Origin of the sequence: Nocardioides donggukensis (genome assembly GCF_014842875.1) — a bacterium.
In the GTDB taxonomy this organism is placed as follows: Bacteria; Actinomycetota; Actinomycetes; order Propionibacteriales; family Nocardioidaceae; genus Nocardioides; species Nocardioides donggukensis.
Genome location: NZ_JACYXZ010000002.1, coordinates 343,021 through 369,708 on the forward strand (window position 1 = coordinate 343,021; position 26,688 = coordinate 369,708).

22 protein-coding genes are annotated in these 26,688 nt (G+C 73.6%); 12 read left to right on the forward strand and 10 right to left on the reverse strand.

The window, feature by feature from the left end:
- Positions 1-44: 44 nt before the first annotated feature.
- Together IE331_RS08005 and IE331_RS08010 are read left to right on the forward strand one after the other, a co-directional pair.
- Positions 45-329, forward strand: coding sequence for a Fe-S cluster assembly protein HesB (locus tag IE331_RS08005; protein ID WP_192142356.1), 285 nt, complete (start codon positions 45-47; stop codon positions 327-329).
- A 78-nt stretch (positions 330-407) separates the two neighbouring features.
- The gene (locus IE331_RS08010) at positions 408-1,409 is read left to right on the forward strand and encodes an NADP-dependent oxidoreductase (RefSeq protein WP_192142358.1); all 1,002 of its coding nucleotides are present in this window, start codon (positions 408-410) and stop codon (positions 1,407-1,409) included.
- A 29-nt stretch (positions 1,410-1,438) separates the two neighbouring features.
- Here the strand turns inward: IE331_RS08010 and IE331_RS08015 are convergent, their stop codons facing one another.
- Positions 1,439-2,020, reverse strand: a complete 582-nt coding sequence (locus IE331_RS08015) for a hypothetical protein (RefSeq protein WP_192142360.1) — start codon at positions 2,018-2,020, stop codon at positions 1,439-1,441.
- Positions 2,021-2,120: 100 nt separating this feature from the next.
- On the opposite strand from IE331_RS08015, the gene pepN reads away from it, so the two are divergent.
- From pepN to IE331_RS08055, 8 genes are all read left to right on the forward strand, one after another.
- Positions 2,121-4,631 carry an aminopeptidase N gene (gene pepN, locus IE331_RS08020; protein WP_201931422.1) on the forward strand — a complete coding sequence of 837 codons (2,511 nt, stop codon included), beginning with the start codon at positions 2,121-2,123 and terminating at the stop codon, positions 4,629-4,631.
- A gap of 142 nt (positions 4,632-4,773) precedes the next feature.
- Positions 4,774-5,265, forward strand: a complete 492-nt coding sequence (locus IE331_RS08025) for a CHRD domain-containing protein (RefSeq protein ID WP_192142362.1) — start codon at positions 4,774-4,776, stop codon at positions 5,263-5,265.
- Between the two features lie 117 nt (positions 5,266-5,382).
- Positions 5,383-6,591: an exonuclease SbcCD subunit D gene (locus IE331_RS16960; RefSeq protein ID WP_192142364.1), complete on the forward strand. Its 1,209-nt coding sequence runs from the start codon at positions 5,383-5,385 to the stop codon at positions 6,589-6,591.
- Positions 6,591-9,590: an AAA family ATPase gene (locus IE331_RS08035; RefSeq protein ID WP_192142366.1), complete on the forward strand. Its 3,000-nt coding sequence runs from the start codon at positions 6,591-6,593 to the stop codon at positions 9,588-9,590. Before IE331_RS16960 ends, IE331_RS08035 begins: the two co-directional genes overlap by 1 nt.
- An 18-nt stretch (positions 9,591-9,608) precedes the next feature.
- The gene (locus IE331_RS08040) at positions 9,609-11,129 is read left to right on the forward strand and encodes a TldD/PmbA family protein (RefSeq protein WP_192142368.1); all 1,521 of its coding nucleotides are present in this window, start codon (positions 9,609-9,611) and stop codon (positions 11,127-11,129) included.
- The gene (locus IE331_RS08045; RefSeq protein ID WP_192142370.1) at positions 11,129-12,553 is read left to right on the forward strand and encodes a metallopeptidase TldD-related protein; all 1,425 of its coding nucleotides are present in this window, start codon (positions 11,129-11,131) and stop codon (positions 12,551-12,553) included. The genes IE331_RS08040 and IE331_RS08045 overlap by 1 nt, the downstream gene beginning before the upstream one ends.
- A 33-nt stretch (positions 12,554-12,586) precedes the next feature.
- The gene (locus tag IE331_RS08050; RefSeq protein ID WP_192142372.1) at positions 12,587-13,840 is read left to right on the forward strand and encodes an alpha/beta hydrolase fold domain-containing protein; all 1,254 of its coding nucleotides are present in this window, start codon (positions 12,587-12,589) and stop codon (positions 13,838-13,840) included.
- Positions 13,841-13,845: 5 nt separating this feature from the next.
- The gene (locus tag IE331_RS08055; RefSeq protein ID WP_192143145.1) at positions 13,846-14,490 is read left to right on the forward strand and encodes a class I SAM-dependent methyltransferase; all 645 of its coding nucleotides are present in this window, start codon (positions 13,846-13,848) and stop codon (positions 14,488-14,490) included.
- Here IE331_RS08055 and IE331_RS08060 read toward each other — a convergent pair.
- From IE331_RS08060 to uvrB, 7 genes are all read right to left on the reverse strand, one after another.
- Positions 14,449-15,573, reverse strand: coding sequence for a prenyltransferase (locus tag IE331_RS08060; RefSeq protein WP_192142374.1), 1,125 nt, complete (start codon positions 15,571-15,573; stop codon positions 14,449-14,451). The genes IE331_RS08055 and IE331_RS08060 overlap by 42 nt on opposite strands.
- Complete coding sequence (locus tag IE331_RS08065; RefSeq protein ID WP_192142376.1) at positions 15,563-16,282, reverse strand: class I SAM-dependent methyltransferase; 720 nt, start codon at positions 16,280-16,282, stop codon at positions 15,563-15,565. The genes IE331_RS08060 and IE331_RS08065 overlap by 11 nt, the downstream gene beginning before the upstream one ends.
- Positions 16,269-17,510, reverse strand: a complete 1,242-nt coding sequence (locus IE331_RS08070) for a glycosyltransferase family 4 protein (RefSeq protein WP_192142377.1) — start codon at positions 17,508-17,510, stop codon at positions 16,269-16,271. The genes IE331_RS08065 and IE331_RS08070 overlap by 14 nt, the downstream gene beginning before the upstream one ends.
- Before the next feature lie 85 nt (positions 17,511-17,595).
- Positions 17,596-17,790 (reverse strand): ferredoxin, encoded by a 195-nt coding sequence (locus IE331_RS08075; protein WP_192142379.1) that lies wholly within the window; start codon positions 17,788-17,790, stop codon positions 17,596-17,598.
- Between the two features lie 45 nt (positions 17,791-17,835).
- Entirely contained in the window at positions 17,836-18,810 is a 975-nt protein-coding gene (locus IE331_RS08080) for an NAD(P)/FAD-dependent oxidoreductase (RefSeq protein ID WP_192142381.1), read from the reverse strand.
- Between the two features lie 65 nt (positions 18,811-18,875).
- Positions 18,876-20,159 carry an MFS transporter gene (locus IE331_RS08085; RefSeq protein WP_201931424.1) on the reverse strand — a complete coding sequence of 428 codons (1,284 nt, stop codon included), beginning with the start codon at positions 20,157-20,159 and terminating at the stop codon, positions 18,876-18,878.
- 32 nt (positions 20,160-20,191) lie between these two features.
- Positions 20,192-22,300, reverse strand: a complete 2,109-nt coding sequence (uvrB, locus tag IE331_RS08090; RefSeq protein WP_201931426.1) for an excinuclease ABC subunit UvrB — start codon at positions 22,298-22,300, stop codon at positions 20,192-20,194.
- A 49-nt stretch (positions 22,301-22,349) separates the two neighbouring features.
- Between uvrB and IE331_RS08095 the strand changes: the two genes are divergently transcribed.
- Both IE331_RS08095 and IE331_RS08100 read left to right on the forward strand, forming a co-directional pair.
- On the forward strand, positions 22,350-23,609 hold the full coding sequence (locus IE331_RS08095) for a phospholipase D-like domain-containing protein (protein WP_201931428.1): 1,260 nt from the start codon (positions 22,350-22,352) through the stop codon (positions 23,607-23,609).
- 13 nt (positions 23,610-23,622) lie between these two features.
- Positions 23,623-24,897 (forward strand): MFS transporter, encoded by a 1,275-nt coding sequence (locus IE331_RS08100; protein WP_192142385.1) that lies wholly within the window; start codon positions 23,623-23,625, stop codon positions 24,895-24,897.
- On the opposite strand, the gene IE331_RS08105 is transcribed toward IE331_RS08100, so the two are convergent.
- Complete coding sequence (locus tag IE331_RS08105) at positions 24,894-25,811, reverse strand: DNA-3-methyladenine glycosylase family protein (RefSeq protein WP_192142388.1); 918 nt, start codon at positions 25,809-25,811, stop codon at positions 24,894-24,896. The genes IE331_RS08100 and IE331_RS08105 overlap by 4 nt on opposite strands.
- Before the next feature lie 35 nt (positions 25,812-25,846).
- Positions 25,847-26,644 carry a hypothetical protein gene (locus IE331_RS08110; RefSeq protein ID WP_192142390.1) on the reverse strand — a complete coding sequence of 266 codons (798 nt, stop codon included), beginning with the start codon at positions 26,642-26,644 and terminating at the stop codon, positions 25,847-25,849.
- Positions 26,645-26,688 lie beyond the last annotated feature (44 nt).

Consider the following 26,688-nt stretch of genomic DNA (forward strand, 5'->3'; position numbering starts at 1 on the left):
GAGACAGGGTGGACGGGTCATGCCAGCCATCGGAAGGAAAGCGCATGCTCACCCTCACCGAGAACGCCAGCACGATCGTCCGCGACATCAACGCCCAGCAGGGGCAGCCTGACGCCGGGCTCCGGATCACCAGCGACGCCGGCGACGAGCCGGCCTTCGCCGTCAGCACGGCCGAGCAGGCCGAGCCCGGCGACGAGGTCGTCGAGCAGGACGGTGCCACCATCTACCTCGACGGGAACGCCTCCGAGCAGCTCGGGGACAAGGTCCTCGACGCCACCCTCGACCCCAGCGGCAACGTGCAGTTCGCCCTGGGTGTCCAGGAGGGCTGAGCACCGCACCCACGAGGGCGGCCGGGGCGACCCGGCCGCCCTTTCGTGTTCCCAGGCGGTCCCTGACAGGATCGGGACATGAGCACCCCCACTCGCCAGATCCATCTCGCCTCCCGTCCCGACGGCTGGCCCACCCCCGAGAACTTCCGGACCGTGGAGACCGAGCTGCCGGACCCCGCGCCCGGCCAGCTGCTGGTCCGCAACAGCGTGATGTCGGTCGACCCGTACATGCGCGGGCGGATGAACGACGTGAGGTCCTACGTCCCGCCGTTCGCGCTCGACGCCCCGCTCGACGGCGGCGCCGTCGGCGAGGTGGTGGCCACGTCCTCCGACCGCTTCGCCGTCGGGGACGTGGTGCTGCACCAGCAGGGCTGGCGCGAGCACGCCCTGCTGGAGGAGAAGGAGGGCCGCAAGGTCGACACCGACCTCGCCCCCGCCTCGGCGTACCTGGGCGTGCTCGGGATGCCGGGCCTCACGGCGTACGTCGGCCTGACCCGGATCGCCCGGATGAAGGAGGGCGACACCGTGTTCGTCTCCGGTGCCGCCGGCGCGGTCGGCAGCATCGCCGGGCAGCTGGCCAAGCACCTCGGCGCGGGCAAGGTGGTCGGCTCCGCCGGCAGCCCGGAGAAGGTGGCCTGGCTGCGCGAGATCGGCTATGACGCCGCGTTCGACTACAAGGCCGCACCGGTCGCCCGCCAGCTCAAGGAGCACGGACCGATCGACGTCTACTTCGACAACGTCGGCGGCGACCACCTCGAGGCCGCGATCCTGCACATGGCCGACTTCGGGCGGATCGCCTGCTGCGGCGCGATCTCGAGCTACAACGAGTCCACCCCTCCCCCGGGCCCGCGGAACCTCATGATGTTGGTCTCCAAGCGCCTGCAGGTGCAGGGCTTCATCGTGATGGACCACGCGGACGCGAGCGAGGAGTTCTACCGCACCGTCGGCCCCCTCGTCGCCGAGGACCGGATCGTCCACCAGGAGACCGTGGTCGACGGCCTGGACCACGCCGTGGAGGCCTTCCTCGACCTGCACCGGGGCGCCAACACCGGCAAGATGCTGGTCCGACTCGACGGCTGAGGCCCGCACGCGGGCGGACGGTCCGACGCTCAGAGCGACGGACCGTCCGCCCGCAGCTCCTCGACCTCGGCGAGTGCCTCGCGCAGCTGTCCCAGCCACTCCTCGGCGTGCTCGCCGACCAGGCGCACCGACCAGGCCAGCGCGTCGGACCGGGAGCGGGCGACGCCGGCGTCGACCAGCGTGTCCAGCACCTGCCGCTCCGGCTGCCGGAGCCGGGTCATCACCGGCGCGGCCACGTGGGTGAACAGCGCCGTGGTCTCCCCCAGTCGCACCCCCCACGAGACCCGGCGCCCGTAGCGCGACTGGGCCTCCTCAGCGATCCCGATCCGCTCCTGCTTGGTCTCCGCCCGGAACCGGCTGATCCGGCCCTCGGCGGCGGCCCCCTCCCCCGGCCCGGCGCCGGTGCTGTCGTCGCGCAGCGTCCCGAGGACCGTGATCTCCTCGCGGTCCACGGTCACGTCGACCTCGCTGAACCAGGCGTCGGGAAGCCGTCCGGCGAACCAGGCGCCGGCGTCGTCGGCGGGTGGCAGCTCGCTGCCCTGCCAACCGCCGCCCCGGGTGCCCCGGCCGCTGCGACGGGGCCCGCGGCCCCGCCCGTGCTGCTCGTTCATGTCTGTCTCCTTCTGGGATTACTTGATTACTTCATTACAGCACCCAGTGCAAGGACGGCCGGGCCGTCGCCCGGGTCCGGGCGGCTCGTAGGGTGATCGCGTGCCCTCCGATGCCTCCGGTCCGCCGCCGTCGCCACCCGTGTCGCGAAGCCTCCAGCTCACCGAGGCCCGGGACCGGGCCGGGCTCCTCCGGGTCTCCTCCTACGACGTGGCGCTGGACCTCGCGGCCGACGAGGCGACCTTCGGGTCCGTGACCACGATCCGGTTCGAGAGCCGCCGCGCGGCCGAGACCTTCGTCGACCTGAAGCCGGCGCGGATCGTCTCGATCCACCTCGACGGGCAGCCCCTCGACCCGGAGACGCTGGACCGCGGCCGACTGCCGCTGCGGCTCTCCGAGGGCGGCCACGAGCTCGTCGTCGACGCGGTGATGGGGTTCCGGCAGGACGGCGAGGGACTGCACGCGCACGTGGACCCCGCCGACGGGCGCCGCTACGTCTACGGGATGTCGTTCATGGACGCCGCCCCGAGCATCTTCGCCTGCTTCGATCAGCCCGACCTCAAGGCGCCGTACACCTTCCACGTGCGTGCGCCCGAGGACTGGACGGTGATCGGCAACGCGCCCGGCTCACGGGTCGAGACCGTCCGGTCCGCGCGCGCGGCGCTGTGGGAGTTCGAGCGCACCCAGCCGCTGTCGACGTACTTCGTCACCCTCGTCGCCGGGCCGTACCACGTGCTGCGCGACGACCACGACGGCATCCCGCTCGGCCTCAGCGCCCGGCGGTCCCTCGCCCGGGACCTCGACGCGGACGCCGACGAGCTGTTCACCCTGACCAAGCAGTGCTTCGACGAGTACCACCGGCTCTTCGGCATCCGCTACCCGTTCGGTGACTACCACCAGGCCTTCGTCCCCGAGTTCAACGCCGGCGCGATGGAGAACCCGGGCTGCGTGACCTTCCGCGACCCCCTGGTCTTCAGCAGCCGGGTGACGCGGGGCGAGCGGATCAAGCGGGCCACGACCGTCGCCCACGAGATGGCGCACCAGTGGTTCGGCAACATCACCACCCCCCGCTGGTGGGACGACCTGTGGCTCAACGAGTCGTTCGCGGAGTACCTCGGCAACCGGGTCACCGCCGACGTCACGCAGTACGGCGACGCCTGGATCCACCACGCCTACGCGCGCCGGCAGTGGGGGCTGGTCGCCGACCAGCGACCGAGCACGCACCCGGTCGCGGGCAACGGCGCGGTCGACGCCGGCGCCGCGCTGCAGGACTTCGACGGGATCTCCTACGTCAAGGGCTCCAGCGTCCTCAAGCAGCTCAACGCCGCCCTGGGCGACGAGGTGTTCTTCGCCGGTGTCGTCGAGCACCTCACCCTGGCCCGGTTCGGCAACGCCGAGATGGCCGACCTCTTCGGCTGCTGGGAGCGGGCCGGCGCGGTCGACCTCTCCCGGTTCACCGAGGGCTGGCTGCGGACACCGGGCGCGGACCACCTCACCGTCGACCGGGACGCGGGCGTCGTCCGCCGCTCGTCCCCGGCCGAGCACCCGGCGGACCGGGAGCACTCGCTCCGGATGGCGGTCGCCGACCCCGCCGGCGCCTGGCGAACCGCCCCGTTGGCGGTCACCGGGCCGGAGACCCCGGTGGCGCTCGGGCCGGACGACGCCATCGTGCTGGACCCCGACGAGGACACCTGGGCGCTGACCACACCCGACCCGATCTCGCTGGCCCGCTTCCCCGACCTGCTCCGGGACACCGAGGACACCTCCCTGCGGGCGGCCGTCTGGAACACCGTGCGCTCCGGCGTGCACAACGCCCTGGTCGACCCCGAGGACGTGGTCGCCCTGGCCGAGGCGGCGCTGCCCACCGAGCGCAACGACGACGCCGTCGGCGCCACCGTCCCGTGGCTGGTCGGCAGGCTGGTCCCGGTGCTGCGGGACCCGGTCGCCGGACTGGGCCGGCTGCACGCGGCCGCGTCCGCCCTCCTCGGGGCGGCGGCCGAGGGCAGCACGCTGCAGCTGGCGGCGTACCAGTCGCTGGTCAGCACCACCGTCGACCCCGCGACGCTGCGTGCCTGGTCGACCGGCACCGACCTGCCGGCCGGGCTCACCCTCGACCTGGACCTGCGCTGGCGGGTGCTGGTGCGCCTCGCCGGCCTCGGGGAGATCGGCTGGGCCGACCTCGACCGGGCGCTCGAGGAGGAGCCCACCGCCCGGGCACACGTGGAGCACGCGCGGGCCGTCGCCTCGCTGCCGGAGCCGGCGGCCAAGGCCTGGGCGTGGGACCGGTTCACCGGCGCCGTCCCGGTGGCGAACTACGAGCTCGCCGCCAGCGGCCACGGACTGTGGCGGCCGCACCAGGAGCAGGTCACCGCACCGTACGTCGAGCGCTACTTCGCGGAGCTGCCGCAGGTGCCGCGGGTGCACGCCGGGTGGGTGCTGGGCACCGTCACGCAGGCCTTCTTCCCGGTCACCTCCCACGAGCCCGGGACCGTGGCCCGCGCCGACGAGCTCATCGCGAGGGACGGACTGGACCCGACCGTCCGGCGGAACCTCGTCGACGCCACGGACGACCTGCGCCGTCAGGTGGCGGTCAAGGAGAGGTACGGCGGCTGAGCCCCCGCCGCTCGACGGCTCAGCGATCGCGGCCCCGATGCTGGGGTACCCCAGTATCGGGGCGCGGCACCCGTCCGGGGTGAACATGGTGGCGAACCCTGACGTATGAGTCAGGTCACATCCACTCACCCCGGAGGTCCCCATGTCCCTGCCGCGCAACCTCGTCTACGCCGTCGCCGGTGCCAGCACCGCCCTGCTGGCGCTGCCGCTGCTGCCCGCCAACGCCGGCCACACCAACAGCGTCCTGGAGGCCGACCTGAACGGCCGCGCGGAGGTCGGACCCGACAAGCGGATCGCCGGTGACCCGAACGGGCGCGGGGAGGCCTACGTCTTCGGGATCGACAACGACCCGAACACGCTCTGCTACGTGCTCACCGTCGACAAGATCGGCACGGCGGTCGCCGCCCACATCCACGAGGGCCCGGCCGGATCGAACGGGCCGGTCGTGGTCAACCTCGCGGCACCCGCGGACGGCAACGCGGCCGACTGCCTCACCGAGGGTGAGGAGGGCAAGTTCGTCGGCGACCAGACGGTGGCCGAGATCCTGGCGAACCCGGCCGACTACTACGTCAACGTGCACAACGCCGAGTACCCCGGTGGCGCGGTGCGCGGGCAGCTGGCCCCGCAGCGCTGACCCGGCCGGCCCTGACCGGCCCTGGCCGACACGGGCCGGCCCTGGCCGGCCCGTGTCGCGCCCGACGTCCCGGCGTGGGTCCGCGGGACTGTCGGTGCCGCCTCCTAGGTTCTAGGGGTGCGCATCCTCCACACCTCCGACTGGCACCTCGGGCGCTCCTTCCACCGGGAGGGGATGCTCGAGCACCAGGCGGCCTACGTCGACCACCTGCTGCGGGTGGTCGAGGAGGAGCGCGTCGACCTGGTGCTGCTGGCCGGTGACGTCTACGACCGTGCGCTGCCGCCCGTAGACGCCGTCCGGCTCGCCAACGAGGCCTTCACGCGGCTCGCCGCCTCCCGCGCGCAGGTGGTGGTCACCAGCGGCAACCACGACTCCGCCCAGCGGCTGGGGTTCGGCTCGGAGCTGATCGACGCCTCGGGCGTGTTCATCCGCACCCGTGCCGCCGCCGTGGGCTCCCCCGTGCTGCTCGGCGACCGGCACGGCCCGGTCGCCGTGCACGGCCTGCCCTACCTCGACCCGGACCTGCTCCGCGAGCCGTGGAGGCTGGGCGCCCGCAGCCACGACGCCGCGCTGCGCGAGGCGATGCGGCGCGTCCGCGCGGACCTCGCCGGTCGGCCCTCGGGCACCCGGTCGGTGGTGCTCGCCCATGCCTTCGTCGCCGGCCGGGCCGACGCCCTCACCCCGAGCGACTCCGAGCGCGACATCAGCGTCGGCGGAGTGAGCATCGTCCCCACCGACGTCTTCGACGGGATCGACTACACCGCCCTCGGCCACCTGCACGGTCGGCACACGCTCAGCGACACCGTCCGCTACTCCGGCTCGCCGCTGGCCTACTCGTTCTCGGAGGCCGACCACACCAAGGGGTCCTGGCTGGTCAACCTCGGTGCCGGCGGGGTCGAGGCCGCCGAGTTCGTCGAGGCCCCGGTGCCGCGCCGGCTCGGCCGCCTCCGCGGACCCCTCGAGCGACTCCTGGCAGATCCGGCGCTGGCCGCCCACGAGGCCTCCTGGGTGCAGGCGACCCTGACCGACACGGAGCGGCCGGCCCAGGCCATGGAGCGGCTCCGGGCCCGGTTCCCCCACGCCCTGGTGCTGGCCTTCGAGCCCGAGGGCGGGCAGCCGGCCGGTGCGCCGTCGGCCCGGGCCACCACGGGTCGCTCCGACCACGACATCGCCCTGGACTTCCTCGCCGAGGTGCGCCGCCGGGCCGCGACCCCGGAGGAGGCGGCTCTGCTGCGAGACGCCTGCGACGGGTGCTCGCCCGACAGTGACCTGGACTCGGGCCTGGAACCGGGCCTCGGCAGCGACCTCCGCCGGGCGGTGGGCTGATGCGCCTGCACCGCCTCGAGGCCACCGCGTTCGGGCCGTTCGCCGAGACGGTCGAGGTCGACTTCGACGCCCTCTCCGACGCCGGGCTCTTCCTGCTGTCGGGAGCCACCGGGGCCGGCAAGACCTCGGTCCTCGACGCCGTCAGCTTCGCCCTGTACGGCGACGTCCCGGGTGACCGCGCGAAGGCCCGACGCTACCGGTCCGACGGGGCGGCCGACGGCCTCGCGCCCCGGGTCGTGCTCGAGCTGTCGCTGTCCGGCCGGCGGTTCCGCTGCACCCGGTCGCCGGCGTGGCAGAGACCCAAGCGCCGAGGGAGCGGGCTGACCACCCAGCAGGCGTCGGTGCTGGTCGAGGAGCGCCGGAACGGCGCCTGGGAGTCCCTGACCACGCGTCTCGACGAGGCCGGGCACCTGGTGACCGACCTGGTCGGGATGAACCTCCCACAGTTCTGCCAGGTGGCGATGCTTCCGCAGGGACGGTTCCAGGCCTTCCTGCGGGCCCGGTCCGAGGAGCGGCACCACCTGCTGCAGCAGCTGTTCTCGACCCAGCGCTACGAGGACATCGAGCGCTGGCTGCGCGAGCACGCCCGTGGGCTGCACCGGGCCTCCGACGAGCACGCCCGGGGCGTGACCCGGCTGCTCAGCCGGCTGGTCGAGGCGGGTGCCCCTCCCCTGCCGGAGGACTGGGAGGGGGAGCTGACCGCGGTCGCCGGCGACGGCACCCTGCTGGAGTGGGCACGGACGGCGGCCGGGACCGCCACCGACGTGGCGGACGGGGCGGCGCGGGTCCTGGCCGAGGCGGACGCGGCCGAGCGTCGGGCCGCCGCCGAGGCCGAGCGGGCCACCGTGCTCGTCGACCAGCAGCACCGGCACGCCCAGGCCCGGCTCCGGCTCGAGCGGCTGCACGCCGATCGGGCCGACCACGACGACCGTCGGCACCGGCTCCACCTGGCCCGCCGGGCCGCTGCCGTCGTTCCCCTCCACCGACTGGCCGTGGAGGCCGACCGCCGCCGGGACGAGGCCACCGGTCCGGCCACCGAGGCGGTGGCCGCGGCAGCCGCGGACCTGGGGGTGGCCGACCCCTCGGACCAGCTCCTGGCCGACGCCGCCGCGGAGGCGCAGGCCACCCGGACGGCGGCCGAGCTGATGCTGCCGCGCGAGCAGGCGGTCGACGCGCTGACCGCCCTCATCGCCGACGACGAGGCCGCCGAGCGGGACGCGCAGCGGCAGGAGGCCGAGCTCGGCCGGGAGCTGGAGGCCCTTCCCGGTCGCCTCCAGCAGGCCACCGCGGCCCGGGCCGCCGCCGGCGACGCCGGGACCCTGGCGACCCGGCTGGTCCGGGAGGTCGAGGAGCTCTCCGGCCGGTTGGCCGCGCACGCCTCCCTCACGTCCGTGCGTGCCGACCTCGCTGCCGCGCAGGAGCGCCGGTCGGCCGCCGTCGCCGTGTGCCAGCAGCTCCGGGAGGCCTGGCTCGACCTGCGCGAGGCGCGCATCAACGGCATGGCCGCGGAGCTGGCGCTCGACCTCGCCGTCGGCTCCCACTGCCCGGTCTGCGGCTCCGCCGACCACCCTCACAAGGCCAGCCCCGCCGCCGGCGCTCCCACTCCCGAGGCCGAGAGGGATGCCCGGAGGCGGCTCGACGACGCCGAGCTCACCCGGACCGCCCTCGACGGCCGGGTGCACGAGCTCGGGACCACGATCGCGGTGCTCGAGCGGGACGCCGCCGGAGGCAGCCCCGAGCAGCTGACCCGGGAGCACGACCGCCTCGCGGCCGCCCTCGAGGCGGCCGAGCAGGAGGCCGAGGGCCGCGGGGCGCTCGAGGCCGAGGTCGCCGCGCTCACGGACGAGCTGGCCGGCACCCGCCAGCGGCTGGCCGAGGTCCGCAGCCACCGGTCCGGACTCGCCGCCCGGCTCGCCGGACGACGCGAGGAGCACGGTCGCACCCGGGCCGAGGTCGACGCGCTGCTCGGCGACCGGCACCGGACGCTGCGCGCGGTCATCGAGGACTCCGCCGCCCGGACCGCGCTGCACCGCGAGGCGCACCGACGCCGGCAGGAGCTCGCCGAGGCCACCCGTGCCGCCGACCAGGCCCGACGGGTCCTGGCCGACTGCGTCGCCGAGCACGGCTTCGAGACTCCCCGGGCGGCGCTGGCCGCCGTGCTCGACGAGTCGTCGCTGGCCGAGCTCGAGCAGGCGGTGCTCGAGCACGAGCGGCAGCTCGACCAGGCCCGCGCGGTCGTCGAGGACCCCGCGCTGGCCGAGGCCGCCACCCGGCCGGCCCCCGATGCCGAGGGCCTGACCGCGGTCCATGCCCGGGCCCGGCACGAGCACGCCGCCGCCCACGCCCGGCACCAGGCGGCCACCACCAGGTCCACCCGGCTCCAAGAGCTCGGCGCCGAGCTCACCGGAGCACTCGCCGCGTGGGAGCCGGTGCGGGCGGCGTACCGCACCGCGGCCGGGCTGGCCGCCGTGGCCGAGGGCACCTCGGCCGACAACGAGTGGCGCATGCGGCTCTCCGGCTACGTCCTGGCCTGGCGGTTGGGACAGGTGGTGGCCGCCGCCAACGAGCGGCTGCTGCGGATGAGCGACCGGCGCTACGCCCTCGAGCACAGCGGCCGGCGCGGTGCCGGCGAGACCCGCGGCGGCCTGAGCCTGCTGGTGCGCGACGAGTGGTCCGGCGAGGCCCGCGACCCGGCCACGCTCAGCGGCGGCGAGACGTTCGTGGTCTCGCTGGCGCTGGCGCTGGGCCTGGCCGACGTCGTCACCCACGAGTCCGGCGGTGCCGAGCTCGACACCCTGTTCGTCGACGAGGGCTTCGGCAGCCTCGACCCCGACACCCTCGACGACGTGATGGACGTGCTCGACACGCTCCGCGACGGTGGCCGGGTGGTCGGGGTGGTCAGCCACGTCACCGAGCTCCGGACCCGGATCCCCGTGCAGTTGGCGGTGCGCAAGCAGCGCACCGGCTCCACGCTCGCGGTCCGGCACGCGATCTCCTGACGCGCTAGGTTCGGACGCATGGGAGCTTCCGGCATCGACCCCACATTCACCTCGCTGCCGTACCGACGGCTCGGCGAGGTGGCCCTGCAGCAGGCTCACGACCTGGGTGTCACCCACGCCGACTTCCGGTTCGAGCGGGTCCGGCATCAGAGCCTCGCGGTCCGCGACGAGGCGCTGCAGGACGCCAGCGACCACGAGGACCTCGGGTTCGCCGTGCGCGTCGTGCACCGTGGGGCGTGGGGGTTCGCGGCCGGTGTGCTGCTCACCCCCGAGGAGGCGGCCCGGGTCGCCGCGGAGGCGGTCGAGGTCGCCGTGGTGGCCTCGGCGATGACCACCCGGGAGGTCACGCTGGCCCCCGAGCCGGTGCACGACGACGTCACGTGGTGCTCGGCCTACGACGTGGACCCGTTCGCGGTGCCGGTCGCCGACAAGGCGGCGGTGCTGGTCGACTGGAGCCGCCGCCTCCGCGCGCACCCCGCCGTGGAGCACGCCACGTCCGGGCTCTACCAGGTGCAGGAGAACAAGTACTACGCCGACCTGGCCGGCACCCGCACCACCCAGCAGCGGATCCGGCTCCAGCCCCACTTCGAGGCCATGGGCAGCAACCGCGACACCGGCATCTTCGACTCGATGGCCAGCACCGCGCCGCCGGTCGGTCGCGGCTGGGAGTTCGTGACCGGCACCCACCACGACTGGGACGCCGAACTCGCCGACACCCCGGAGCTGCTGGCCGAGAAGCTCACGGCGCCCGGGGTCGAGGCCGGCACCTACGACCTGGTCATCCACCCCTCGAACCTCTGGCTGACCATCCACGAGTCGGTCGGGCACGCCACCGAGCTGGACCGCGCCCTGGGCTACGAGGCGAACTACGCGGGCACCTCGTTCGCGACCTACGACCAGCTCGGGACGCTGCGCTACGGCTCCCCCGCGATGCACGTCACCGGTGACCGCACCGTCCCGCACGGCCTGGCCACGATCGGCTACGACGACGAGGGCGTCGCCACCCAGTCGTGGGACCTGGTGCGGGACGGGGTGCTGGTGGGCTACCAGCTGGACCGCCCGATGACCGCCATGAAGCCGGAGCTCAACGGCGGACGCTCCAACGGCTGCGCGTACGCCGACTCCCCCGGGCACATCCCGATCCAGCGGATGGCCAACGTCTCCCTGCAGCCCGCGGTGGACGGCCCCGGCACGGAGGAGCTGATCGGGCGGGTCGAGCGCGGCCTCTACGTGGTCGGTGACCGGTCCTGGTCGATCGACATGCAGCGGTTCAACTTCCAGTTCACCGGCCAGCGGTTCTTCCGGATCGAGGACGGCCGGCTGGCCGGCCAGGTGCGTGACGTCGCCTACCAGGCCACGACGACCCGGTTCTGGGGGTCGCTGGAGGCCGTGGGCGGCCCGCAGACCTGGGAGCTGCACGGTGCCTTCAACTGCGGGAAGGCCCAGCCCGGCCAGGTGGCGGCGGTCAGCCACGGCGCTCCGACCTCCCTGTTCCGGGGCGTGACCATCCTCAACACCAGCGACGAGGCGGCGCACTGATGACCGGACCGACGCCCCGGCCCACCCCGCAGGACCTCGTCGAGCACGCGCTCTCCGGGAGCCGCAGCGACGACGCCGTGGTGGTCGCGACCGTCACCACCGCCGCCAACCTGCGCTGGGCGGACAACACGCTGACCACCAACGGCGTGAGCCGCGGCCTGGACCTGACCGTGGTGGCCTTCCACCACACCGCCGACGGGGTGGCGGTGGCCTCGGTCAGCGGCAGTGCCACGACCCACGAGCAGGTCTCGGCCCTGGTCGCCGCGGCCGACGCCGCCGCGGCCGACGCTCCTCCCGCCGAGGACGCCGCCCCGCTGGTCGGTGACCGCGGCGACGACGGGACCGACGACTGGGCCGACGACTGGACCGATCCCCCGGCCGACACCTCGATCCGGGTGTTCGGCGACTTCGCGCCGGCCCTCGGCGAGGCCTGCCGCCGGGCCGAGGCCGAGCAGCGACGGCTCTACGGCTTCGTCAGTCACGACGTCGCGACCACCTACCTGGGCTCCTCGACCGGGCTCCGTCGGCGGCACGTGCAGCCGACCGGGCACTACGGGTGCACCGGCAAGACCGGCGACCTGTCCGCGAGCGCCTGGGTCGGCGGTGCCACGCGGGACTTCGCCGATGTCGACGCGCTCGCGCTCGACGCCGAGCTGGCCCGGAGGCTGGGCTGGGCCCGACGGCGTACGTCGCTCCCCGCCGGTCGCTACGACACGATCCTGCCTCCGACGGCGGTCGCGGACCTCATGATCGACGCCTACTGGTCGGCAGGTGCCCGAGTGGCGCACGAGGGTCAGTCGGCCTACGCCGCGCGTGAGGGCGGGACCCGGATCGGCCGGCGGGTCGCCCGGCCGGGGGTGCGCCTGCACAGCGACCCGGCGTACTCCGGGCTGGAGTGCGCGCCGTTCGTGCTGGCCCGCTCCTCCGGCAACACCGAGAGCGTCTTCGACAACGGCCTGCCGCTCGGGCCGACCGACTGGATCCGCGACGGACGGCTCACCGCCCTCCTCCAGACCCGGCACTCGGCCGGCCTGACCGGCCAGCCGGTGACGCCCGGCATCGACAACCTGGTGCTCGACGTCGACGGCGCCGAGGGCAGCCTGGAGGACCTGGTCGCCGGCACCGATCGCGGCCTGCTGGTGACCTGCCTGTGGTACATCCGCGAGGTGGACCCCCAGAACCTGCTCCTCACCGGGCTGACCCGGGACGGGGTGTACCTCGTCGAGGGCGGCGAGGTGACCGGGGTGGTGAACAACTTCCGCTTCAACGAGAGCCCGCTGGACCTCCTGGAGCGCTTCACCCACGCCTCCGGGACCGGGCCGGCGTTCAGCCGGGAGTGGGGCGACGACTACTTCTCACGCACCGCGATGCCGGCCCTGCGGGTGCCCGACTTCAACATGTCGAGCGTCTCCGAGGCTCTCTGAGGCTCCACCGGGGCGCCGACTAGCATCGGCGGCGTGTCCTTCCTGCGTCGACGACTGCTCACCGCCGCGCTCACGGCGAACGCCCTCCGGCCGGCGCCGGGCGCCCGGGCCAGCGTGCCCGCCTTCTTCGCCGGCTGGCTGACCAGCGAGCTCGCCCCCCAGCTGCTCACCGCGACCCTGGCGGACACGGCCGCGCACGCCGCCCGCGCTCCGCGGAGCCGGGTCGGGCTGGCCCTCGCCGGGGTCACGGCGCTGGGCCTGGCCCACCTGGTCCGCCAGGCCGGTGGCGTCCGGCAGGGGGTGGAGGAGGCGCTGACCGAGGGCATCGGTGCCGACTACGCCGACCGCCTGGACCCGGTGCCCACCCCGGCCGAGCTCAAGACCCGGTGGCGGAGCCTGGTCAACCCGTTCCGGCTGCTCACACCGGAGGTGGAGGTGATCCGCGACATCGCCTACTCCGACGCCGGGCGGCACGGCCGCCTGGACGTCTACCGGTCCCGCACCGCCGACCTCCGGCGGGCACCGGTGCTGGTCCAGGTGCACGGCGGCGCCTGGGTCATCGGCGACAAGAAGGAGCAGGGACTCCCGCTCATGGCGCACCTGGCGGCCAAGGGCTGGGTCTGCGTGGCGATCAACTACCGGCTGGCGCCGCGCCACCCGTTCCCCGCCCACGTCATCGACGTCAAGCGGGCCCTGGCGTGGGTCCGCGAGCACATCGCCGACTACGGCGGCGACCCGGACTACGTCGCGATCACCGGCGGGTCGGCGGGCGGGCACCTGGCAGCGCTGGCCGCACTCACGCCGGGCGACCCGGCCTACCAACCGGGCTTCGAGGACGCCGACACCAGCGTGCAGGTCGCCGTGCCGCACTACGGCGTCTACGACCTGGCCGGGGCGACCGGCCTGCGCTCGGCGATCGGGCTGCGGGACGGGTTCCTGGCCCCCCGGGTGATGCGCACGACGTGGGCCGAGGACCCCGAGCTGTTCGAGTCCGCCTCGCCGCTGCTGCGGGCCGGTGCGGACGCCCCGGACTTCTTCGTCCTGCACGGCACCCACGACACGATGGTCCCCGTGGACCAGGCGCGGATGTTCGTGACCCGGCTGCGGGAGGTCTCCCGACGCTCGGTGACCTACGCCGAGCTGCCCGGTGCGCAGCACGCCTTCGACATCTTCCACTCGGTGCGCTCCGGCCACGTCGTCCGGGCGGTCGACAGGTATCTCCACTGGCACTGGCACGGCTACCGCTCCGGGATGACCGGACCGGTGCCGCAGGATGCGCTGCCGTGAGCGGGATGCCCGAGGACCTGCTCCCGCACGCACGCGCCGCGACCGGCTTCATGCCCGAGGAGGAGGGCCTGTTCCTGCACGGCCTGGCCCGGGAGCGGCTCCCCCACGGCCCGGTCCTGGAGGTCGGCAGCTACTGCGGGAAGTCCGCGATCTACCTCGGCGCCGCCGCACGCGAGGTCGGCGGGGTGGTCGTCACCGTCGACCACCACCGTGGCTCCGAGGAGAACCAGGCCGGCTGGGAGCACCACGACCCGACCCTGGTCGACCCCGAGTCGGGCCGGATGGACACCTTGCCCGCCTTCCGCCGCGCCCTCACCCGGGCCGGCCTGGAGGAGCAGGTCGTGGCGGTCGTGGGGTCCTCGACCACGGTCTCCGCCCTGTGGCGGACGCCGTTGGCGCTGCTGTTCGTCGACGGGGGCCACGCCGAGGTGCACGCCCACCACGACTACACCGGCTGGGCCCCCTGGCTCCTGACCGGCGGACTGCTGGTGATCCACGACGTGTTCCCCGACCCCGTGGACGGGGGCCGGCCGCCGTACGAGGTGTACCTCCGGGCGCTGACCTCCGGCGACTTCACCGAGGTCGGCTCCTGCGGGTCGATGCGGGCGCTACGCCGCGTGCGTGGGGTCCCCGGAGACGCCGTCCGCTGAGGTTTCCTCCGACGGGCACCCGCACTCCAGCGCCAGCTCGGCGAAGTGGCCGGCCAGGGTGGCGCCGCGCATGATGTCGGACCCGGGCGTGCCGTGCCCCAGCGCGTCCGCCGCCAGCACGACCGCCGCCGCGGTGTAGGTCGTGTGCTCGGCCGGCCAGATGGCCTCGTCGGCGAACACGTAGCCGGTCCAGTAGCCGCCGTCCGGCGCTCGCAGGTGCTGCATGTCGGCGAGCAGGCGCAGCGCCCGCTCCCGGTCGCCGAGCGCGTCGAGCGCCAGCACCAGCTCGCAGGTCTCGGCACCGGTGACCCAGGGATTCGGCAAGACGCAGCGGATGCCCAACCCGGGCTCGACGAAGTCGTCCCAGCGGGAGTCGATCAGCGCCCGGCCGGCCTCGTCCCGGACCGCCCCGCCGAGGACCGGGTAGTACCAGTCCATGGAGAACTCCGACTTGTCGAGGAACTGCTCGCGGTGCTCGCGCAGGGCGTGTCCGAGCCGGCCGCCCGCGATCTCCCACTCGGGCTGCGGGGCGTCCATGAGCTCGGCGAGGGCGACACCGGCCCGCAGCGACTGGTAGATGCTCGAGGACCCGGCCACCAGGGCCTCCTCGTGCAGCCGGCCGGGACGGTCCCCGTCCCACTCCTGGGCCCACGCGATCCCGCCGAACCCGAGCTGCCTGGCCACCACCCAGTCCAGGCCGTCCCGCACGACCGGCCACAGGCGGCGCACGAAGCCGACGTCTCGGCGCACCAGCCAGTGGTGCCACACCCCGACCGCCAGGTAGGCGGTCATGTTCGACTCGCCGCTGGCGTCCTCGACCCGGCCGGCGACGGTCTTCATGGGCCAGGAGCCGTCGGGCCGCTGGGTCGCCGCGCACCAGTCGTAGGCGCGCTCGGCGGCCGCCACCTGGCCGCCGACCAGCAGCGCCATCGCCGCCTCGACGTGGTTCCAGACGTCCGTGTGCTGGCCGGCGGTCCACGGGATCGCCCCGTCCGGCTCCTGCATCGCGGCGATCGAGGCGGCGGTCTCGGCCACCTGCCCGGCGGTCAGGACGCCGGCGACCGCGGGGACGTCAGGCCGCATCGGGCTTCCGGAAGTACAGGACCATGCTCTTGCCCACGACCGGGTCGAGCACCGCCTCCGCCGCGCGGGTCAGCAGCGGACGTCGCATGATGTCCCAGACCAGCAGCCGGTGGTAGGCGCGGACCAGCGGGTGCCGGTCGTTCGTGACGCCGACCGCGCACTTCAGCCACCAGTACGGCGCGTGCAGGCCGTGCGCGTGGTGCTTCCCCTCGAAGCCCATCCCGGCGCCCACGACCTTGCCGACCAGCTCCTTGTCGGAGTAGATGCGGATGTGCCCGCCCGGGGTGTCGTGGTAGTCGTCGGAGAGCTTCCAGCAGACCAGCTCGGGGAACCAGCGGGGCACGCTGACCGCCAACGTGCCGCCGGGCCGCAGCACCCGGACCAGCTCCCGGATGGCCTGGATGTCGGCCGGGATGTGCTCGAGAACCTCCGCGGCGACCACCCGGTCGAACTCGCCGTCGGCGAACGGCAGCTGCAGCGCGTCACCCTGCTTGACGTCGGCCTCGGCGCCGTCGGGCACCTCGCCCTCCTGCTCCATCGCGACGAACAGGTCCCGCACCCCGTCGAGCTCGTCGGCGTCCTGGTCGAAGGCGATCACGTCGGCACCTCGGCGGTACATCTCGAACGCGTGCCGCCCGGCACCGCAGCCCATGTCCAGCACCCGCTCGCCCGGCCGGAGGCCGAGCCGCTCGAAGTCAACGGTCAGCATGTGTGCTCCTCTCGACGGCTTTTTCGTACGCCGCGGCGGTGGCCCGGGCGACCGCCCGCCAGCTGAATCTCTCACGCACCCGCTCCCGACCGGCGCGTCCCATCCTCGCCCTCCGGGCCGGGTCGTCGAGCAGCGCGGCGACCGCCCGTCGGAGCTCGTCGACGTTGCCGGGCTCGACCAGGTCCGCGCACTGGCCGTCGGGTCCGACGACCTCCGGGATCGCCCCGGCCCTGCTCACCACCAGGGGCGTCTCGCACGCCATCAGCTCGGCCGTGGGCAGTGAGAAGCCCTCGTAGAGGGACGGGACGCAGGCCAGCTCCGCGGAGCCCATCAGCCCGACCAGCTCGGCGTCGGTCACGTCGTGCACGAACCGCACGGCGTCCCCGATCGAGAGCCGCTCGATGAGGCGCTCCGTGGGGCCGCCGGGTTGCGGGCGGGTCACCAGCAGCAGCTCGCAGTCGCGCTCGGTGCGCAGCTTCGCGAAGGCCTCGAGCAACGTCGCCACCCCCTTGATCGGGGCGTCGGCGCTGGCCATGGCGAGGATCCGACCGGGGACCCGGGGCCCGGTCGGCGGCACGAACAGGTCGTCCACACCCAGCGGCACCACCTGGATCCGGTCCGGATCGACGCCGAAGTCGGCCGCGATGTCGCGGGCCGAGGAGTGCGAGGGGGTGAGGATCCGGCGGGCCCGGCGGGCGACCTTGCCCTGCATGCGCAGGAAGCCGTACCAGCGGCGCAGCGTCAGCCGCCTCCGCAGCGTCGTGGCGGCGGCGAGGTCCACCCGGCGGTCGAAGGTGATCGGGTGGTGCAGCGTGGTGACGAGCGGCAGCCCCGCCCGTTCGATGTCGAGCATGCCGTAGCCAAGCGTCTGGTTGTCGTGAACGACGTCGAAGTCGTCGAGCCGCTGCCGCAGCAGTCGCGCGACCCGGGTGCTGAACGTCTTCGGCTCGGGGAAGCCGGCCGCGCACATCGTGAGGAACTCCTCGACGTCGACCAGGTCCCGGAACTCCCCCGGCCGCGGCACCCGGAACGGGTCCGGCTCCCGGTACAGGTCCAGGCTCGGCACCCGCGTGAGCCGGACCCCGGGATCCAGGACGGGGTACGGCTGGCCGGAGAACACCTCCACGTCGTGGCCCAGGGCGACCAGCTCCCGGCTGAGGTGCCGCACGTAGACGCCCTGGCCGCCGCAGTGCGGCTTGCTGCGGTAGGACAGCAGGGCGACGCGCATGCGGTGACTCCTCGGACGGCTGGTCGGCGCCCCCGGGGCGGGGCACGGGCCGTCAGCCTAGACGGCGGCCGAGGTGGGGCCGCGCTCAGTCCTCCACGATCGAGATCGCCGAGGTCGGGCAGGACGCCACCGCCCGCTCGATCGCCTCCCGATTCTGCTCGGTGACCTCGTCGTCGAGGATCTGGAGGTAGTCGTCGTCGTCGAGCTCGAACGTCGCGGGCGCGATCGCCTCGCACAGCCCGTTCGACTGACAGCGGTCGAAGTCGACCTTGACCTTCATCGGGGTTCCCGCCCTTCTCTCGGGCCGACCGGCCGGCCGGCCACCTCAGCTCCCCTCGCTCGAGTGTCCGGGGAAGACGTGGGCGGCGGGGTCGATGGCCACCGCCGCGTTGTTCACCGCCGTCGCCGCCTCGCCGAACCCGACGGCGATCAGCCGGACCTTGCCGGGGTACTCCGTGATGTCGCCGGCGGCGAAGACCCGCGGGAGGTTGGTGTGCATGGCGGAGTCCACGACCACGTGCCGCTTGTCGAGCTCCAGGCCCCATTCCTTCATCGGCCCGAGGTCGGCGACGAAGCCGAGGGCGGCGACGACGGCCTGGGCGGGGCGCTTCTCCACGGCCCCGTCGACAGTGATCTCGACCGCCTCGAGCGTGTCCCCGCCGATCAGCGCGGTGACCTCGGCCTTGGTGATGATCTCCACCGCCGAGGCCCGCACCGCCTCGACCGTGCGGGCGTGCGCCCGGAACGCGTCCCTCCGGTGGACCAGCGTGACCGACCGGGCGAGCGGCTCGAGGTGCAGCGCCCAGTCGAACGCGCTGTCGCCGCCGCCCACGATCACGACGTCGCGGTCGCGGTAGGGCGCGAAGTCGGGGACGAAGAACGCCAGGCCGCGACCCAGCCAGCCCTCGGCGGCCGGGAGCGGCCGGGGGCTGAACTTCCCGATGCCGGCGGTGATCAGCACCGCCCCGGCGGTCACGACCGTGCCGTCGTCGAGGTGCAGGGTGACCTGGTCCTGGTCCGCCTCCAGGCCGGTCGCGGTGCGGTCCAGCAGGTAGGTCGGCTCCGCGGTCTCCGCCTGCGCGACCAGGCCGGCGACCAGGTCGCGGCCCTTCACGGACGGGAAGCCGGCCACGTCGAGGATCGCCTTCTCCGGGTACATCGCGGTGATCTGGCCGCCGAGCTCGGGCAGCGAGTCGACGATGGCCACGCTCAGGCCGCGGAACCCGGCGTAGTAGGCACTGAACAGCCCCGTGGGCCCCGCGCCGATCACGATCAGGTCGGTCTCCAGTGAGGTAGCCACAGACCGATCATGCCCTGTCCGCACCGGATCGGCCTACGATCACGCCCGGTCCGCCGCCCGGGCCCTCATCGGCCGGTGGCGGCCATCAGCTCGTCGCGGTCGATCACGGCGCGGGTCCGGCCGCGCCACCGCCAGATCTGGACGATGCCCACGGCCCAGAGTGCGTACTGCGTGCTCATCGCCCACCGGAACGCCTCCGGCGTGTACGCCGTGGAATCGCCCGCGGTGCGCCAGTCCAGCACCAGGCCGATCGCCACGACCAGGATCAGCGACGCCGAGAAACCGCCTTGGTTGATGATCCCCGACACCGAGGCCATCCGCTCGGGCGGATTCGACGTGCGGCCCACGTCGAGCCCGATCAGCGAGGCCGGCCCGCCGACCCCGATCACCAGCGCCAGGACCACGAGCAGGCCGAGCGGCGCCTCGCCCGGCCAGAGCAGGACCACCGTCCAGATCGCGACGATCGCCGCGACGATCGCCAGGACCATCGTCGAGCGCTCCCAGGGGTGGTTGCCCACCAGCCATCCGAGCACCGGGCCGGCCACCATGATCGCCACCACGATCAGCGTGAGCAGCAGCCCGGCCACCGCGGGGCTGCGGCCCTCGCCCCGGACCAGGAAGGGGTAGCCCCACAGCAGGCTCATCACCGTGGTGCTGAACTGCGTGGTGAAGTGGATCCAGAAGCCGAGCCGGGTGCCCGGGTGCGCCCAGGACGCCGCCAGGCTGCGGCGTACGGCGGCCAGCGAGAGCCGCGGCCCGCGCAGGTTCCGGGCCTGCGGGGAGTCGTGCAGCAGGAGGAGGGCGGCGACCGCCAGGCCGACCCCGAGCGACGCCGCCACCAGGTAGGCGCGGGTCCAGCCGAGGCCGGCCAGCGCCCAGGTCATGGGTACCGCGGCGCCGACCGCCCCGAGCTGGCCGAGGGTGCCGGTCAGCTGGGTGACCAGTGGGATCCGTCGCACCGGGAACCAGGTGCTGACCAGACGCAGCACGCAGATGAACGTCATCGCGTCGCCGACACCGACGAAGGCCCGGGCCACCAGCGCCACCGGGTAGTGCTGGGCGAAGGCGAACCCGACCTGGGCGGCGGTGATCAGCACGATCCCGAGCAGCAGCACGGTGCGAGACCCGAACCGGTCGACCAGCAGCCCGACCGGGATCTGCATCCCGGCGTAGACCAGCAGCTGCAGCATCGTGAACGTCGCCAGCTGCGCGGCGGAGATGTCGAACCGCTCGGTGGCGGCGAGGCCGGCCACGCCCAGCGAGGAGCGGTGGAACACGGCGAGCATGTAGACCAGCAGGCCGACCAGCCACACGGTCCAGGCGCCACGGGGTCGGGCAGCGATCCTCACCGCCGCAGCCTAGGCCAGCCTCGGCGGAACCCTCACTTCGTCGCCTCGAGCATCTGCCGCAGCTCCTTCTTGAGCTCCGAGATCTCGTCGCGAAGCCGGGCCGCGACCTCGAACTGCAGCTCGGTCGCGGCGTTGTGCATCTGGTCGGTCAGCTCCTGGATCAGCTGGGCCAGGTCGGCGCTCGGCATGCCGGCCAGGTCGGCGGCGTGACCGGAGCCGTCGAGGCGGGAGAGCCCGGGGACCGGCGCCTTCTTCGACTTCGGGTCGTTGCTCTGCCAGGTCTGCAGCAGCTCGGCGGTCGACTCATCCTCGCGGGCCAGCATCTCGGTGATGTCCGCGATCTTCTTGCGCAGCGGCTGCGGGTCGAGCCCGCGCTCGGTGTTGTAGGCGACCTGCTTCTCACGCCGCCGGTTGGTCTCGTCGATCGCGGACTCCATCGACGGCGTGATCTTGTCGGCGTACATGATCACCTGGCCGGAGACGTTGCGCGCGGCCCGGCCGATGGTCTGGATGAGGGACTTGTCCGAGCGCAGGAAGCCCTCCTTGTCGGCGTCCAGGATCGCGACCAGCGACACCTCCGGCAGGTCGAGCCCCTCCCGGAGCAGGTTGATGCCGACCAGGACGTCGTACTCGCCGAGGCGCAGGTCGCGCAACAGCTCGATCCGCTTGAGCGTGTCGACCTCGCTGTGCAGGTAGCGGGTGCGCACCCCGGCGTCGAGCAGGTAGTCGGTGAGGTCCTCGGACATCTTCTTGGTCAGCGTGGTGACCAGCACCCGCTCGTTCTTCTCGGTGCGCTCGCGGATCTGGTGGATCAGGTCGTCGATCTGGCCCGTCGTCGGCTTCACCACCACCTCGGGGTCGATCAGTCCGGTCGGCCGGATGATCTGCTCGACCACGTCGCCTCCGACCTTGTCCAGCTCGTAGTTGCCCGGGGTGGCGGAGAGGTAGATCGTCTGCCCGATCCGGTCGAGGAACTCCTCCCAGCGCAGCGGCCGGTTGTCCATAGCGCTGGGCAGCCGGAACCCGTGGTCGACCAGGTTCCGCTTGCGCGACATGTCGCCCTCGTACATGCCGCCGATCTGGGGCACGGCGACGTGGGACTCGTCGACGACCAGCACGAAGTCCTCGGGGAAGTAGTCGAGCAGGCAGTTGGGTGCGCTCCCCCGGCTGCGGCCGTCGATGTGCATGGAGTAGTTCTCGATGCCCGAGCAGGAGCCGACCTGTCGCATCATCTCGACGTCGTAGGTGGTGCGCATGCGGAGCCGCTGGGCCTCGAGCAGCTTGCCCTGGCGCTCGAAGGTCTCGAGCTGCTCGGCCAGCTCGGCCTCGATGCCGGCGATGGCGCGCTCCATGCGCTCGGGGCCGGCGACGTAGTGGGTGGCCGGGAAGACGTAGAGCTCCTGGTCCTCGGTCACCACCTCGCCGGTCACCGGGTGCAGCGTCATCAGCCGCTCCACCTCGTCGCCGAAGAACTCGATCCGGACCGCGAGCTCCTCGTAGACCGGGAAGATCTCGAGGGTGTCCCCGCGCACCCGGAACGTGCCGCGGGTGAACGCCATGTCGTTGCGGGCGTACTGGATCTCGACCAGCCGGCGCAGGATGGAGTCCCGGTCGTGCTCCTCCCCCACCCTCAGCCGGATCATCCGGTCGACGTACTCCTGGGGGGTGCCGAGGCCGTAGATGCAGGACACCGTCGAGACCACGATCACGTCGCGCCGGGTCAGCAGCGAGTTGGTCGCCGAGTGCCGCAGCCGCTCCACCTCCTCGTTGATCGAGGAGTCCTTCTCGATGTAGGTGTCGGTCTGGGGGACGTAGGCCTCGGGCTGGTAGTAGTCGTAGTAGCTGACGAAGTACTCGACCGCGTTGTCGGGGAAGAGCTGGCGCAGCTCGTTGGCGAACTGCGCGGCGAGCGTCTTGTTGGGCTGCATCACCAGCAGCGGGCGCTGCACCTGCTCGGCCACCCACGCGACCGTGGCGGTCTTGCCGGTGCCGGTCGCGCCGAGCAGCACGACGTCGTGGACCCCGCCGTCGATGCGCTGGGCGATCTCCTTGATCGCGGCGGGCTGGTCGCCCGCGGGCTGGTAGTCGGACTGCACCGCGAAGGGGGCCACCCGGCGCTCCAGGTCCGTGGTCGGTCGCATGCCGCCGAGCCTACGTGCCGGCACCGACAGTCCCGCTAGATTGGCTCCCGTGCCCCGTTCCCGACCCCTGAGCGACGACCTGTTCTCCCTCGTCCGGAGGATCCTGCTCGCCACGCTCGGACTCCAGGTCGTGCTCGCGGCGAGCCTGACCCTCGTGGACTCCTACCGCCGGCGCAACAAGAAGCCGAAGCCGTTCCCGGCCACCAGCCCGACGACGGTCACGGTCGGCGACGGCGAGGTCACGACGTACACCTACGGCCAGGACCTGTACGACGACATGCTGGCCGCCATCGCGGGGGCGCGACGGCAGATCCTGCTCGAGACCTACATCTGGAAGGGCGACGAGGTCGGGGAGCGCTTCAAGCGGGCCATCACCGAGGCCGCCGAGCGCGGCGTCGACGTGTACGTGATCTACGACGCGTTCGCCAACCTCGTCGTCGACCCGCGGTTCAAGCGGTTCGCGGACTCGGTGAAGGTGCTGCCCTACCCGGTCTACAACGCGGGCTGGCGCTTCTTCGACCTGCGCCGTTACGGCCGGGACCACCGCAAGATCCTGGTCGTGGACGACGAGGTGGGCTTCGTCGGCGGCTACAACATCGGCGCCGCCTACGCCACCGAGTGGCGCGACACCCACTGCCGGGTCACCGGACCCGGCGTCTGGGACCTCAAGCGGGCGTTCGCGGACTTCTGGAACCTGCACCGGCGCAAGCGGTTCCGCGCCAGCGAGCGGCCGCTGCTGCTCGAGACGTCGTCGATGTGGGAGTCCCGGATCCGCGTGCACCGGAACGTGCCGCGGCTGTGGATGTTCCCGATCCGGTCGATGTACCTCGAGGCGATCAACCGCGCCACCGACAACATCTGGCTCACCCACGCCTACTTCATCCCCGACCAGGACTTCGTCGACTCGCTGTGCGGTGCCGCGCAGCGCGGCGTCGACGTGCGCCTGCTGCTGCCGCGCAAGTCCAACCACATCGTGGCCGACTGGATCTCGCGCGGCTACTTCAGCGAGATGCTCGAGGCGGGGGTCCGGATCTTCCGGTTCCGGGACGCGATGGTGCACGCCAAGACGGCCACGATCGACGGCAGCTGGTCCACGATCGGCACCGCCAACGTCGACCGCCTGAGCATGCAGGGCAACTACGAGATCAACCTGGAGATGATCGACACCGGCATGGCCGAGGCGATGGAGCGGATCTACGCCACCGACCTGTCGAACTGCGCCGAGCTGACCCGCGACGAGTGGGAGTCGCGGGACGTCTACCGTCGCTTCACCGAGGCCGTGCTCCGCCCGCTCCGCCCGCTGCTGTGACGGTCGCCCCCTCATGACCTCCGCCCCCGGTCAGGACCTCGACCTGGAGGCCCTCTACCGGCGCAGCCTCGCGGTGGTCGTGGTCTCCCAGGTGTTCGGTGGGGCCGGGCTCGCGGCCGGCGTGACCGTCGGCGCCCTGCTGGCACAGGACATGCTCGGCGGGGCCGCGGTCGCCGGCCTGCCGGTGGCGCTGTTCACGGTCGGCTCCGCGGTGGCGGCCCTCGGCGTGGGCCGCCTGTCGCACCGGTCCGGCCGACGGGCGGGGCTGGGGGCCGGCTTCCTCGCCGGGGCCCTCGGCGCCGCGGCGATCGTGCTGGCGGCGATCCGCGACGACCCGGTGCTGCTCTTCGTCGGCCTGTTCGTCTACGGCGCCGGCACGTCGACGAACCTGCAGGCCCGCTACGCCGGCACCGACCTGGCCGGCCCCGACCGCCGTGGCCGCGCGGTCAGCATCGCCATGGTCGCCACCACCTTCGGGGCCGTGGCCGGACCCAACTCGGTCGGCCTCACCGGCGAGATCGCCACCGGCCTGGGGATCCCGGCGCTGGCCGGGCCCTTCCTGCTGGCCTGCGTCGCCTACCTGCTCGCGGGCGTGGTGCTCCTGACCTTCCTCCGCCCGGACCCCTACCTGGTGGCGCGGGCGCTGGTCCCCGACGACCCCCCGGCGCCGGCAGAGGAGCGACCCGCCCCGGTCGGCCTCCTGGCCGGGGTCAACCCGGGGCTGGCGGTCGGTGCGACGGTCATGGTGCTCACCCAGGTGGCGATGGTCGCGATCATGACGATGACCCCGGTCCACATGCGGGCGCACCAGCACGACCTCGGCGAGGTGGGCTTCGTCATCGGCCTGCACGTGGGCGCGATGTTCCTGCCGTCGCTGGTGACCGGCCGGCTCGTCGACCGGGTCGGCCGGGTGCCCATGGCACTGGCCGCCGCGGGCACCCTGCTGGCCGCCGGCCTGACCTCGGCGGTGGCGCCGCCCGAGTCCACCCCGGCCATCGCGCTGGCGCTGGTTCTGCTCGGGCTGGGCTGGAACTTCGGGCTGATCTCGGGGACGGCGCTGGTCGTCGACTCCACCCCGGTGCGGACCCGGGCCCGCACCCAGGGGGCCGTCGACGTCCTCATCGCGCTGTCGGGCGCCACCGGCGGCGCGCTGTCCGGCGTCGTGGTGGCCGCCTCGAGCTTCGCCGTGCTCTCCCTGGCCGGGGGGCTGCTCAGCCTGCTGCTGGCCCCGGCCGTGCTGTGGCTGCACCGGACGCCACAGGCCCGGCACGAGGCGTCCCGGGGCTAACGAGCCGGCAGGTGGGTGCGCGGCGCCATCCTCGGGCCGCGCCGCGGACGGTGGAGCCCGGCCATCCCGACCAGCGCCTGCACCCGGTGCCGGTGCGGTCGCCACGGCTCGAGCAGGGTGGCCAGACCGTCGTCGTCCACCGGCGTCCCGGTCAGCGCCCAGCCGACGTCCTTGGCCACGTGGTAGTCACCGAAGCTGACGGCGTCCGGGTCGCCGTGGGCGCGGACCCGGACCTCGGCGCTGGTCCAGACCCCGATGCCGGGGACGGTCCTGAGTCGACGGTCCGCCTCCGGGTGGTCGACGGTGCTGGTCCGCTCGAGCGCCGTGGCCAGCCCCGCCGCCCGGACCAGGGTCCTGGACCGGGCCGGGTCGATGTGCAGGTGCAGCCACTCCCACGACGGGATGGCCCGCAGCCGCTCCGCCCCCGGCTGCACCCGGAGCCCCAGCCGGGCCGCCTCCGGTCCCGGGGCCGGCTCGCCGTGCCGCTGCACCAGGTGCCGGAAGCCCTTGAACGCCTCCTGGCCGGTGACCTTCTGCTCGATGACCGCCGGCACCAGCGCCTCCAGCACCAGCCGCGACCGGCCGATGCGCCAGTGCGGGTGCCGACGCCAGGCGTCCTCGAGGACCGGGTGCCGCGGCTCGAAGCCGGTCACGTCGTCGTCCGCGCCGAGCAGTGCCGGGAGCCCGTCCAGCACCCAGTCGGCACCCGGGCCCCAGGCCCGGGCCACGACGACACCGTCCGCGGCCCGGGTCGTCACGTGCAGCGTGGCCGGGCCCTCGGGGCTCCCGATACCGCGCCAGTGCCCGCCGGCCTGGTCGATGCGGTACGTCGGGTCGCCCCCGCCGCGCCGGTGGGCGGCGAGGATCCGGCCGGCCGGGCAGGGCCACGCCGGTCGCCAGTCTCGGGTCCGCACCCGGCCAGTATGCCTGCGGCTCCAGTGAGCCGTGGTCAGGAGAGCTCGAGCTGGGCGACCACCTGGTCGCGCGTGGCCTCGTCGCCGAGCACCACCTGCCAACCGTCCGGGCCCTCCTCGCCACACGGTCGCAGCCGCGCCGTCGGGGTCGGTCGCTTGCAGGCCAGGTTCAGCACCTCGGCGCCCACCACCGTGCGGGTCGAGGTGCCGAGCCCCTCCGCGACCCCGAGGACCAGGCTGGTGGCCCGGGCCAGCCCGCGACCGGGCACCGTGCCGGTCTCCTCGACCGCGCCCACGAGTCGATAGCTCACGTACACCTCCTCCTCGCCCACGAACGCGTAGAACGTCGTCTCGCGGATCCGGGTCGGTCCTGGCACCTCGGTGCCCCCGGCGACGACGCGCACGTTCCTGGCGACGACCGTCGCGGAGCCCGGCGGGTAGGGCACCGGAGGGGACAGCTCGATGCCGAACAGCAGCCCCCTGCCCCTGATCCAGTGCCGGACGGTCACCGCTCCCGAGGCCTCGACGACGCTCTCCACCCGGTCGGAGTCCGGTGTCAGTGGTGCCGGAGGCTCCGGCACGGTTGCCGGCGCCGAGGACGCAGGCGGCGCGGGATCCGGAGGCTCCCGGAGCACCAACCAGCCCCCGGCGACGATCACGGCGGCCAGCAGCCCGGTGGCCAGCAGCAGGACCGAGGCGGGTGGGCGCCCGAGCTCCTCCTCACCGGTCCGCCCGTCGACGGGGGCGGGGGCCGGCGCGGGAGCCGGTGCGGGAGCCGGCGTCGGTGTCGACGCCGGACTGCGGGCGACCGGGACGCCGCGCGGCCGGGGCACCTGCGGGCGGCCCGGTGCCGGTCCCACCTGAGGTCGCGGCTGAG